At 43.0% G+C, this 13,133-nt stretch carries 8 protein-coding genes; 5 read left to right on the forward strand and 3 right to left on the reverse strand.

Annotated elements, in window-relative coordinates:
- The first annotated feature begins 248 nt into the window (after positions 1-248).
- The 3 genes from ACNS8M_RS02375 to ACNS8M_RS02385 all read left to right on the forward strand — a co-directional run bounded on the left by ACNS8M_RS02375 (position 249) and on the right by ACNS8M_RS02385 (position 3,642).
- Positions 249-1,892, forward strand: coding sequence for a nitrite/sulfite reductase (locus ACNS8M_RS02375; RefSeq protein ID WP_168418877.1), 1,644 nt, complete (start codon positions 249-251; stop codon positions 1,890-1,892).
- Positions 1,885-2,370, forward strand: a complete 486-nt coding sequence (locus ACNS8M_RS02380; protein ID WP_168418878.1) for a DUF934 domain-containing protein — start codon at positions 1,885-1,887, stop codon at positions 2,368-2,370. The genes ACNS8M_RS02375 and ACNS8M_RS02380 overlap by 8 nt, the downstream gene beginning before the upstream one ends.
- 285 nt (positions 2,371-2,655) lie before the next feature.
- The gene (locus ACNS8M_RS02385) at positions 2,656-3,642 is read left to right on the forward strand and encodes a diaminopimelate dehydrogenase (RefSeq protein ID WP_168542497.1); all 987 of its coding nucleotides are present in this window, start codon (positions 2,656-2,658) and stop codon (positions 3,640-3,642) included.
- Positions 3,643-3,791: 149 nt separating this feature from the next.
- Here ACNS8M_RS02385 and polA read toward each other — a convergent pair whose 3' ends face one another.
- Entirely contained in the window at positions 3,792-6,551 is a 2,760-nt protein-coding gene (polA, locus tag ACNS8M_RS02390) for a DNA polymerase I (protein WP_419225073.1), read from the reverse strand.
- A gap of 188 nt (positions 6,552-6,739) precedes the next feature.
- Here polA and ACNS8M_RS02395 point away from each other — a divergent pair, with 188 nt between their 5' ends.
- Positions 6,740-9,703 carry a DUF2339 domain-containing protein gene (locus tag ACNS8M_RS02395; protein ID WP_168542501.1) on the forward strand — a complete coding sequence of 988 codons (2,964 nt, stop codon included), beginning with the start codon at positions 6,740-6,742 and terminating at the stop codon, positions 9,701-9,703.
- Between the two features lie 49 nt (positions 9,704-9,752).
- Here the strand turns inward: ACNS8M_RS02395 and ACNS8M_RS02400 are convergent, their stop codons facing one another.
- Entirely contained in the window at positions 9,753-10,676 is a 924-nt protein-coding gene (locus ACNS8M_RS02400) for a mechanosensitive ion channel family protein (RefSeq protein ID WP_168418882.1), read from the reverse strand.
- 9 nt (positions 10,677-10,685) lie between these two features.
- Positions 10,686-11,507, reverse strand: a complete 822-nt coding sequence (locus ACNS8M_RS02405) for a hypothetical protein (RefSeq protein ID WP_168418883.1) — start codon at positions 11,505-11,507, stop codon at positions 10,686-10,688.
- Positions 11,508-11,610: 103 nt separating this feature from the next.
- On the opposite strand from ACNS8M_RS02405, the gene gspE reads away from it, so the two are divergent.
- The gene (gene gspE, locus ACNS8M_RS02410) at positions 11,611-13,098 is read left to right on the forward strand and encodes a type II secretion system ATPase GspE (RefSeq protein WP_168418884.1); all 1,488 of its coding nucleotides are present in this window, start codon (positions 11,611-11,613) and stop codon (positions 13,096-13,098) included.
- Positions 13,099-13,133 lie beyond the last annotated feature (35 nt).

The raw sequence follows: 13,133 nt of genomic DNA on the forward strand, positions 1-13,133 counted from the left end.
TAGGAAACTCAACTTAAACACGAAATAAAAACGAAGATAGATGCTTTAGCATAAAAAGTGCTAAAGCATGCATTATTTTGTGATAGCTATGTAAAAGGTCTGGAAATTTCGGCAAAGGCTTGCAGGCTGTGCCATTGCAATGTCTTATCAATAAAATCGCTAAGAAATATGTAAAAAACACATTTTGTTGATAGATTGAATCTCGCTATGCTGTCAGCCGTGATAATAGAAATGACTAGCTGTACGCCATGTATTTATATACTGATTTCGATCAGCAACTGATTAATGAACGTGTTGCACAGTTCCGTGACCAAACGGAACGTTATTTAGCAGGCAAATTGACTGAAGACGAATATCGTCCATTACGTCTGCAAAATGGTTTGTATGTACAACGCTATGCGCCAATGTTGCGTATTGCTGTGCCTTACGGTCTGATGAACTCTAAGCAGTTGCGTAAAGTGGCGCAGCTGGCCAAAGACTATGACCGTGGTTATGCACACGTATCAACACGTCAAAATATTCAGTTTAACTGGCCTGCACTTGAAAATGTGCCAGATATGCTAGCTGAGCTTGCAACAGTACAAATGCATGCTATTCAAACCTCAGGCAACTGTATTCGTAACACCACCACAGACCAATATGCAGGCGTTGTGGCAGGTGAAATTGCCGACCCTCGTCCGACTTGTGAATTAATTCGTCAGTGGTCTACCTTCCATCCTGAATTTGCATTCTTGCCACGTAAGTTCAAAATTGCTGTTTCAGCACTTGAAGAAGTGGATCGTGCAGCGACTGCGTTTCACGACATTGGCGTATATATTGTTAAAAATGCGGCAGGTGAAACGGGTTACCAAATTAAAGTGGGTGGTGGTTTAGGCCGTACGCCAATTATTGGTAGTGTGATTCGTGAATTCTTGCCACGTGAAGATTTGATTGCTTATTTAGAAGCAGTATTGCGTGTCTATAACTTACACGGTCGCCGTGACAATAAATATAAAGCACGTATCAAGATTTTGGTAAAAGCGTTAACGCCAGCAGTATTTGCAGAAAAAGTTGAAGCTGAGTTTGCACATACAGTGAAAACTTTAAAAATTGATGCAGAAACTTTGCAGAAAATGGATGAAAACTTCACGCCATTTGCTTATCAAAACTATGCCGATGAAGATTTTAGCGAACTGTTTGCACAGTATCCAAAATTCAAGCAATGGTTCAACATCAATACCAATGCACATAAAGTGCAGGGTTACCGCATTGTCACGATTTCTTTAAAACGTGCGGGTATTGCACCGGGTGACATGAGCACCGAAGAAATGAATTTGATTGCAGACTTGGCCGATCAATATACCTTTGGCGAGTTGCGTACCACACACGAGCAAAACATTGCTTTGGTAGATGTACCACAAAAAGACTTATTTGCCTTGTGGCAAGTGTTAGATGCCAACAACTTGGCACGTGCGCATATTGGCTTTATTACCGATATTATTTGCTGCCCAGGCGGTGATTTCTGCTCGCTTGCTAATGCAAAATCAATTCCAATTTCAGAAGCGATTTCACGCCGTTTTGATGATCTAGATACCATCTACAACCTTGGTAAATTGGATTTGAATATTTCGGGCTGTATGAATGCATGTGGTCACCACCACGTGGGGAATATCGGAATTTTAGGTGTCGATAAAAAAGGCGCAGAATTCTACCAAATTACCCTCGGTGGTCATGCCGATCATGACGCTTCAATTGGCGATATTTTAGGGCCATCATTTGCTGCTGAAGTGATTCCAGATGTCGTGGAAGAAATTTTAAATACCTATTTAGACTTGCGTACCGAGGGTGAAGATTTTATCGACACTTATCGTCGTGTCGGCATCCAGCCATTTAAGGAGCGTGCTTATGCTTAATACCGCACTGCCTGTGCTCGCAAAAGATGGCACGATTGCAGAAAATACTTATCAAGTGATTGCTGAAGATGCTGCATTACCTCAAGGTGATGTAGTGTTAAGCGTTGAGCAACTTGATCAGTTGGCGCAAGTTTCAGGTAAAAAAGCGTTGTATCTCACCGTAGATGCTTCTCCAGAAAACCATGAATTTCCGCTTGCTGAACTAGATGCGATTTTTATTGAATTCGCTGGTTTTAATGATGGTCGTGGTTATTCGTTTGCAGCGTTATTGCGCCGTCAGGGTTTTCAGGGCGAACTTCGTGCCGTAGGTGATGTATTTAAAGATGTACTGAACTACATGAAGCGTGCAGGTTTTGATACTTTCGTGATCAAAGAAGGTAAAGATGTCAGCGAGGCAGCTGCCGGCTTAGCCGACTTTACCCATCCTTATCAAGCATCGACTGCTGTACCAAAACCGAATTATCAGACAGGTGCTTAAGTTTAAACACTTAAGTATTAGACCTGAAAACAGTATTGATTCTGTTGCAAAAAAAGCCTGCATTGCAGGCTTTTTGTTTGTTTGAAATTTAGAGTATGGATTGTTTTTTCGTTATTCTTCATGCTTTAATTTGGTGCAAAGTACTGTAGTATAAACACGCTTCTGCACCTCGAAATTCTGCTGTGGTGTTGTGTGCTGCATGCAAAACGCATCAAGATGGTGATTTAAAATAGATCATCATCTGATTTGTTTTTTAATTTTTTCATGATGAAGTGATTTGTCTTTATGCAAAATTCTATCCGTATTGGTATTGCTGGTTATGGCAATTTAGGTCGTGGTGTTGAAACGGCTATCCAGAAAAACCCAGATTTACAATTGGTGGGTATTTTTACTCGTCGTGCACCTGAAGCGGTTTCGCCTTGTTTTGCTGAAACACAAATGTTTCACGTAGATTCATTGTCAGATTTCCAAGACAAAATTGATGTGCTTATTTTATGTGGTGGTTCAAAAGACGATTTACCACAGCAAGGCCCTGTATTGGCTAGCCAGTTCAATATTGTCGATAGTTTTGATACCCATGCGCGTATTCCTGAATATTATGCTGCTGTAGATGCACCAGCTACAGCTAATCAGAAAACTGCCATGATTTCTATTGGTTGGGATCCTGGTATGTTCTCCATCAACCGCTTATTTGGTGAAGCATTGTTGCCAGATGGCGAAACGTATACCTTTTGGGGTAAGGGTTTAAGTCAGGGACATTCAGATGCAATTCGTCGTGTGGATGGCGTTAAAGCGGGCGTGCAATACACCATTCCTTCAACTGAAGCGATGGAAAAAGTACGTAGTGGTTCGCGCCCTGAATTAAGTACCAAAGACAAACATACCCGTGAGTGTTATGTGGTACTTGAAGATGGTGCAGATGCAGCAGCTGTGGAACAAGCAATTGTAACCATGCCTGATTACTTTGCAGATTATGACACCACGGTTAACTTTATTGATGAAGCGACTTTAGCTAAAGATCACCAACGTATGCCGCATGGTGGCTTTGTGATTCGCAGTGGTAACACCAGTGATGAACACAAGCAAGTGCTTGAGTTTTCTTTAAAACTAGAGAGTAACCCCGAGTTTACTGCAAGTGTTCTCGTCGCTTATGCACGTGCTTGCTACCGTTTAAACCAAATGCAGCAGTATGGTGCTAAAACCGCTTTTGATGTTGCACCAGGCTTACTTTCAATGAAATCGCCAGAGCAATTGCGTAAAGAAATACTCTAAATTTGCCCTAGGGGTTAAAAGCAAAAAAGGACTCAATTGAGTCCTTTTTTGTGGCTGAAATGTTTAGGCGAAGATGTTGCTGTTTTTACTCAAAGGGCAAATATTTACCGTCTTTGCTTTCATTCGCTTAGGTGAAAAGCACTAATCCTTTAGTGCGCCTCATCCCAGTTATTGCCTTTACCTACTTCTACCAGTAATGGCACAGAAATTTCCACCACAGATTGCATGACTTGCGCCAACTGTGGTGCAAGTTCATCGGCAGCATCCGCATCGACTTCAAATACCAATTCATCGTGTACTTGCAATAACATTTTGGCCTGTGCCTGAGGCAACATTTTATCGACTTCAATCATCGCCATTTTAATAATGTCAGCAGCAGAACCTTGCAGTGGTGCATTAATGGCCGCACGTTCAGCCGCTTTACGTACCATCATATTCCGTGCATCAATATCTGGTGTGTACAGGCGACGCCCTAAAATGGTTTCTACAAAACCTTGTTCAAGTGCAACTTGGCGGGTACGTTGCATATATTCATAAATGCCCGGATAGCGCTGGAAGTATTGTTTGATGTAGTTTTGTGATTCTTCACGAGTAAAACCTAGCTGACGAATCAAGCCAAATTCAGACATACCATAAAGTAAGCCGAAGTTTACGGCTTTGGCCTGACGACGCTGGTCTGAAGTCACATCTTCCAAAGCAATACCCAAAACTTCTGCAGCAGTACGACGGTGTACGTCTTGCCCGTGATTAAAAGCATCAAGCAGGGCATCATCTTGTGAAAAATGAGCCATCAAACGTAATTCAATTTGTGAGTAGTCGGCTGCCAACAGCACACGGCCTTCAGGTGCAACAAAGGCTTTACGAATTTGGCGGCCAATTTCAGTACGAATAGGAATGTTTTGTAGGTTTGGATCGGTGGAAGATAAGCGTCCCGTTGCGGTCAAGGCTTGGTGATAACTGGTATGCACCCGATGCGTATCCTTATTTGCCTGTTTCAGCAAACCATCGGTATAGGTGCTTTTTAGCTTAGATAAGCCACGGTAGTCTAAAATTAAGCCACTGATCGGATGTTCAATTTTTTCCAGAACACTTTCACTGGTGCTGTATTGACCTGTGGCCGTTTTCTTGCCGCCTTTAAGCCCAAGCTTATCAAACAGAATTTCACCCACTTGTTTAGGTGAGCTGACGTTAAAGTTTTCACCAGCCAACTTTACAATTTGATTTTCCAAATCTTGCATGGTTTGGGCAAAATCGACACCTAATTGATCTAAAAATTTCAGGTCAAGTTGAATGCCGTTTTCTTCCATACAGGTCAGCACACGAGCCACAGGCATTTCAATGTTGTGCAAAATATTGACCAATTCAGGATGTTTTTGTAGCTTCGCAGACAGCACTTCATATAAACGATAAGTGACATGCGCATCTTCTGCAGCGTAGTGTGCAGCCGTTTCAATTTCAATTTGATTGAAGGTTTTTTGTTTAACGCCTTTGCCTGCAATTTGCTCATACGATGTAGTCAGGTGACTTAAATATAAACGTGCCACATCATCCATGCCGTGTCGAGTTGCAATTGAGTTGAGCACATAAGATGCCAGCATGGTATCGAAATACCAACCTTGTAAATGAATACCATGATTTTCAAGCACATGCGCATCATATTTTAAATGGTGCCCAATTTTCTCGACCGCATTATTTTCTAAAATAGGTTTGATTTGCGCCAAGATTTGATCACGGTTGAGCTGCTGTGGTGCGCCTACATAATCATGTGCTAAAGGCACGTAATAGGCATCTTTTGCATCAAACGCCACAGAAAAACCAACAATTTCCGCAACTCGATAATCTAGACTGGTGGTTTCCGTATCAAATGCGAAACGCTGTGCCGTATTCAGACGTTGCAGTAAGGCATCCCAGTGCTGTGCATCTAAAATGGTGTGATAGCTTGCAGAACCCAGTTGATCATCTACGCTACTTTGAGTGGCCTGATCTTCTGTCGCAATTTCACTGGTTGTCGGTGGTGTCACTGTTTTTGCCGCTTGCTGATAATTACGGTTGTTTGGATTATTTGGATGATCCAGCGATTGCAGCTGATTACGGAACTCAAGTTCGGTATATAAATTACGTAAGGCTTCGACATCTGGTTCTTGTAGTTTTAGCTCAGAATAACCAAAGTCCAAGTCCAAATCACAAACGATACTGGCCAGTTGATGGTCTAATGCGATGCCATCTGCGTTATTTTTAATATTTTGTCCAACTTTGCCTTTAATATTGTCGGCATTTTCTAAAATAGCACCAATGGAGCCGTATTCGGTCAGCAATTTGGCTGCAGTTTTGGCACCAATACCAGGTACGCCCATAATGCCATCCGAGGCATCGCCCATTAGGGTCAGGTAATCAATAATTTGATGAGGCCATACTCCAAACTTGTCAAACACCGCCTGAACATCCATCGGCTTTTCTTTGAAGCTGTCTTCAAGGGTGACTTTTTCAGTCACCAATTGCGCCATGTCTTTATCGCCAGTAGAAATCAGTACTTGCTGTCCTTCGGCCTCTGCACGTTTGGCCAGTGTGCCAATAATGTCATCGGCTTCAGCGCCAGGCAGCATAAATAACGGAATACCCAAGGCACGAATTAAGGCATGTAAGTATGGAATTTGCTGAGATAGCTCTTCAGGCATACTTGGGCGGTCACCTTTATAGATAGGTGATAATTCATGGCGAAAAGTTGGTTCAGGCGTATCAAAAATAACAGCCATGTGGGTTGGCTGGGTGCGACGCATGAGTTTTTGAATCGCAGAGATTGCTCCACGAATTGCATTGGTATGTAAACCAGTTGACGTGGTTAATGGTGGTAGTGCGTGAAAGGCACGAAATAGAAAATATGAGCCATCGACCAAGACAAATGGTGGCATGGATTGATTCCTTCTGCAAATAAGCAGTTTATTGTACGTGATTTTTGCAGTTGTCGCAGAAACTGATTTTTAGTGCAAGTGGACAAGCGGTCGAAGCGGTTACTGAATTGCTGATGAATCCTGATTCAGAATCAGGCTGGCTGTTGTATGATCAGAGCCAAGAGAAAATATAAGCACAATGAAGAGCAATGCAGACAAGGCAGAGTGAAATTCGAATCATTTGGTTCATGGTATTGATGGTTGTTGCAATGGGTGCATGGTGGTTGGATGTACCCATGCTGAGTTATGTGTGCGCGATTGCGGCGGGTATGAGTATCATGCTGTATGGTGGGCGCGTGCAACAAGCCTTGGAATACAACATAGATGCACGAACTATGCGCTATGTACCTACTTCAAAAGTGCCGATGTATTTGGCAGCAATGATTGCCATGCTGGGTATGTTGCTGGATTGGTATTTGATTGTGTCGCTTGCTGTGGGTGCATGGATTTTTCTGTTGTTGCGTTGGCTTTCTCGTTTGGAGCAGGCAGTTTATCAAATTCAGCAACGGCAGCAAACAAGTGCATCTCAAACAGAGGTGTCTACTACAAATACATCAGCACCGTATGTAACCACTACAGATGTAGCAGCAACTGTTACCCTTCAAAATGCTATACCTGAAAGGAAATACACGCCAGAAGATGACATTGCTGAATCGAGAATTGATTTAGCACAGACTGGGGCAGACAATTCTTCTGAGTTATCGACTCAGTCAGTTCCATCTCAAGCTATTTTGGCAACTCAAGCAGAACAGTATTTTGTTGAAAGTCATGCTGTAAATCAAGATTTCATTCATCCACCTGCGCAGACATCATCACAAACACGGACATCTCATCCTAGTTTACTCGAGCAGGCGCAAACATGGTTATTGCACGGCAATCCTGTCTTGAAAGTCGCCATTGTCGTATTGTTAATAGGTGTGGTGTTGCTGCTACGCTTTGCCACCGAACATTGGCAATTTAGTTTGGCAGTCAAACTCATGTTTGTTGCAGCTGTAAGTGCTGCGGTGACTGTATTGGGTTATTTGCTACGTGCAAAAAATCGGAGCTTTGCTTTAGGGGTGCAAGGTTTAGGTTTGGCAGGGCTGTGTCTGACCTTATTTTTTGCCTATTACAATTTGGTCATTCCCAATTTAGCGATAGCCAGTGTGTGTTTTATCGCTGTAATGTTGCTCACACTTTGGCTGAGTTTGAAACAACAGTCCATCGAACTGGCATTAATGGCAATGTTGATTGCTTATTTTGCGCCCTTTACCTTACCTGTTCGCAATGCTACAGCCATTGAATTGATTGCCTATTATTTAGGGATTAACGTCGCGGTAGCAATTTTAAGCAGTGTGCGCCCTTGGAAATACCTGAATCAGGTTGCATTTTTAATGACGGCTATCGTGGGTGGTGGCTATGCCTTTTATCATGGATATGTGTTTGAACGTCAGGTTTTAAGTGCTTTATTGTTGGCACATGCGGCAATTTTTATTTGGCTCGGTTTTCGCTTTAGTCAACTCTTGGCACAGGATGATGTCGCCACTTTCCAATTCAAACCTATTTTGGACCTTGCCCTGATTTTTGGTGCACCTATTGTCGCCTACGCCTATTTATATGTGATGTATTTTGAAGAAACTCGATGGCAAGCGGCTTTTAGTCTGGTCTTTGCTGTGGTTTTTGCAGCCTTATATACGCTGACCCGACAGCGTTCACAAACCAAGTTTATTGCACAGAGTTATTTTAGTCTGATGCTGATTTTCAGTTTGCTGATACCGCCTATTTTATTGCCTGAGCAATGGAGCGTGATTGGGTGGGCACTGCAAGGTGTGGCAGTTTTTGCTTTTGCTTTAATTAAAGTCTCTTCAATCAGTCGTTATTTGGCTTTAGGTTTGTTCGCTGTTGCAGGGCTATCAGGACTGTATTACTTGGTGGAGCTGCCATATTTTGAACCCAGTATTTACTGGGTGCTTAGTCTGAGTTATGCCGCTGTGGTATTAATGGCCAACAGCAAAGCAGATTTTCGAGAACAACTCAGCACAGGTACGATCAGCATATTTTGTTTCATGCTGCTGTCTGCCAGCAGTCTGTGGTTGTGGTTAGGTCTAGATAGCTTAGCTGGCGAATATGCCATGGTTTGGACGCTGCTGGCAATCGTCACAGCCTATGTATGTATGAATGAAGTCATACTTTCACGACAGGCCACGTGGTCTTGGCTACTGCCAAAGTGGTTGGGACTCACTCCAGTCATGTTCGCTGCTTTATCTTTAGTGATCAGCCGTGATTATGATGGGGCAATCCAATGGGTATCAGGCACAGAGCGAATGCTATTTGCACTATTTGCACTTTTACTCAGTGTTTTGTGGTTACGCCCTTTATGGACGGTACGCACCGATAAAGTCTGGGTGAGTTTAGGGCTGATTCCTGCCTTAGCACTGGCAAGTTTAACGCTGTTACCTGAGCATCCTTATAGCAGTGTGGTGATTTTACCGCTGATATTTGCAGCATGGTGCTGGTGGCAAAAGCCAGAGTCAGACTGGCGTATGTTCTGGTATGCGCGCAGTAACTTGGTCTTAATGCTATTTTGGATGTTGTGTTCACAACTGCTCAATGAGCAGGCATTTTATGGCTATGTTTTGCCAATTTTGAATCCATTTGATCTGGTCAGTATCGCCATGTTGGTGGCTATTTTATGGATGCTGAATTTACAGCGGAAAACTGATTTAGATCAGGGCTTAGCTGCGGTGATTATGGTTGTCAGTCTGCTATGGTTAAGCAGTTATGTTCTTTTGCGTGCCTTGCATTTGTATTTAGGTACGCCAATCAACGAGATTGCCGTTTGGCAAGATGCCACCGTACAGTTAAGCCTGACTGTACTTTGGGTCAGTTTGGCATGTATTGCAATGTGGATTGCCAGTTTCAAGCAATTACGTGCCTTATGGATTCTAGGTAGCAGTATTTTGGTGATGGTGACCTTGAAACTGGTACTTTTGGATTTATCCAATATTGGCACTCTTATGCGGGTACTCTCATTCTTTGCGGCAGGACTGGGTATGCTGCTGATTGCCTATATTGCTCCAATTCCTGAACCTGATCTTGCTAAAAACAACAGTTCGCCATCTTCTAAAACTTAAGATGGCGCTCAGGTTGTATTTATGACGAAGTGGGTGTGATTCAAAACGATTACTTTAAGTCAGGTTCTCGTTTGAGTTCTTTAGCATTGGCGTACTGATCAAGTTCGTCATTGCTCAAGGGGCGTGATAATGGATGATCAACAAAACCCATTTTTGGTACAGGAATTTCAATGCAATTGTCCAAGAAACCATTACGAATACGTTCTTGCATTTCATCACGTACTTTTAAGAAGTTTTCTTGCTGACACCACACTGCAAATAACAATTCAATTGAAGACTCTCGGAAAGCTGTAACCGTCACTGCTGGTTTTGGGTCAGATAAAACTAGCGGATATTGATTGGCGACACTCAGCAAGACTTCACGTACTTTAATAATATCTTCATGGAAATTAATGGCGAGCGTAATTGGAACACGCCGTATTGGAAATTTGGACAGGTTATGTACAGGGGCACGAATTAATTGTTCATTGGGCAAACGCACATAAATATTGTCTTGGGTCAGTAATTTCACTGAAAGCAAGTCAATTGAAATCACTTCACCCTCAATGGTATGCCCACGAATCAGGGTAATTTGAATGGTATCACCCACCTCAAAAGAGCCTTCACCAATCAGGAACATACCACTAATTAAGTTAGAGGCTGATGTTTGGGATGCAAAACCAAGTGCTACCGTTAAAATACCTGCTGCGCCCAAGAAAACACTTAGCTTAAAGCCTGCCTCCTTAAGGCTAGCCATCACAAACAGCAGAAAAATAAAATAGAAAATTCCGCGTCGCCAGACCAGGCGTTGATGTGCATTAAAACGCGCACCGATGGTACGTACAAAGGTATTGGAAACAAAACGTGCAATTAAAAAACCAATGAGTGACAGTACCACTGCTACCAAAATTTCGGTCAAGCGATCTGTATTGACACTGGTAAATATCCCTTTGAGGCTGTTGGTGATTTCTTTGGAAATATTGGAATCTGCCATGACATCCTCTTAGAAAAATGACTCAAACATATTAAACAACGCACCTGCCGTTTCACGTGGTGGCTGTAAATAGGTGACTTCACCTGCATGTGGTGGTGTGCGGTTTTCAATCCGAATCCGTGGCGGGCGGTCTAAACCTTCATGCATGACTCTAATTTGTGAAGTCCATAAACGGCCTGTACTTTCACTAAAAAATAAAGGCAGCGCAGGTACAGGTACACTCATACGGTCAAAGCGCAATTGCTGATTACTGGTATTGTGAAATTCAATTGGAGTCACTGCACGAAAGGCACGTGGTTTGAGTTGATGTAATTCAGTACGACCATCCACCGCCGTGGCATAGCAAATTTCACCCGTACGATGATTCGGGCCAAACCAAGTGTCTTTGGGGCGAATAATAGGCAGGTCAAAAATGGGTTCACGTTGACCATCTACAAATCCTGCCATCCAAAGTGGCGTGCTGATATACAGTGTACCGCGTTGCCCTGCAGGAATATAAATTGGATCGACAGGTTTAATCACCACAGAGCGGTCTGCTAAACGTGGCATCAGTTGTAATTTGCTCTGTGTCGATTTGAACATATAGCGTTCAACTTTCACAGGTTGTGGAAAAGCAAATTCAGGATCATCAATCGTGTGCCATTGCTGTTCATAATCATATTGAATTTGCGGACGATAGTATTCCAAACGCCATTCTTGCATGCCGCGGGTTAAACGCAATAACAATGAACCAAATTGCCATGCTTTAGGACGATTAAGCTCAAACTCATAGTCACCCCACCATTTTAATTTGGATGAATCGAGTTCCGAAATCTCATGATTTTGTGACAATGGCCTATCCCTTTGTTGATAAATCAGTGAAAAACAGACTTCACGCTGTCATACGCTTAGAGTACACTCAAATTAAATTTTTTCATCATTATTATAATCGCTGATGCAAGTACTGAAACAATTACAAATACCGTATAGCTTTGCCAAACGGCATGGGGTACTGATTCGTTATGAAGGCGATCATGCCTTTATTGTACGTCGTGAAAATACTCCTATGCTTGCGATTCAAGAAGCACGTCGTTTTTTGGGGCATCCTGCGCAGCATCAACTTTGTAGCGATCAAGAGTTTCATCAATTATTAAGCAGCAGTTTTGCAGGCGATACTGGTGAATCTCAGCAAGTCGCGGCAGGGCTGGAAGATCATCCTGATTTACTCAGTTTGGCAGACTCTGTACCTGAAGCAGAAGACTTAATGGATCAGGAAGATGATGCACCCATTGTGCGTTTAATCAATGCCTTGTTGTCTGAAGCGATTCGGGTTGGTGCATCCGATATTCATATTGAATCATTTGAAAAGAAACTGTCGGTGCGTTTACGGGTTGATGGTCAGCTACGTGAAATTGTACAGCCTCGTCGTGAATTGGCGCCGTTGTTGGTGTCACGTATTAAAGTCATGGCCAAGCTCGATATTGCTGAAAAACGTATCCCGCAAGATGGTCGTATTTCGCTTAGATTGGCAGGTCGTGAGGTGGATGTACGTGTTTCAACACTGCCATCTTCACATGGTGAGCGAGTGGTGATGCGTTTGCTGGATAAGCAGGCAGGTCGTTTGAACATGACCCATCTAGGGCTTATGCAAAATGACTATGAACGTCTAAAACAATTGGTGCATCGTCCACACGGGATTATTTTGGTCACAGGGCCTACGGGTTCGGGTAAAACCACGACTTTGTATGCTGCATTGTCAGACTTGAATGATGGCTCTAAAAATATTTTGACCGCAGAAGACCCAATTGAATATCAGTTGGAAGGGATTGGGCAAACACAGGTCAACACCAAAGTGGATATGACCTTTGCACGTGCTTTAAAAGCGATGCTGCGTCAAGACCCAGACGTGGTGATGGTGGGGGAGATTCGTGATTTAGAAACTGCCGAAATTGCGGTGCAGGCGTCTTTAACAGGTCACTTGGTGCTATCTACATTGCATACCAATACTGCCATTGGTGCGGTTACCCGTTTAAAAGATATGGGAATTGAGCCTTTCTTGCTGTCCAGCTCCCTAATTGGCGTAATTGCACAGCGTTTGGTGCGTACCTTATGTTCACAATGTGCCACGTGGCATGACGCAGATGACTTTGAAAAAGAACTGTTTAAAAATGTGACAGATGCGACCGATTTAAAACTGCCGCAACCGAAAGGTTGTGATCATTGTTCACATATCGGTTTTACAGGGCGTACCGCCATTTATGAAATTGTGCCTGTAGATGAAGCGATGCGTCGTTTGATTCATGGCAATGCCGCAGAATATGAACTAGAAGATTATGCAAGAAAGCAGTCTGGCTCAATTCGTGAAGATGGTTTGCGCAAAGTTTTGGCAGGTAAAACTACCTTGGAAGAAGTCTTGCGTGTGACCAATGAGGCAGCTGAATAAGTTAGGCGATGACAGATCATTAAATGCTGATCTAT

The sequence above is a fragment of the Acinetobacter sp. A2 genome, from assembly GCF_048537555.1.
Lineage (GTDB): Bacteria > Pseudomonadota > Gammaproteobacteria > Pseudomonadales > Moraxellaceae > Acinetobacter.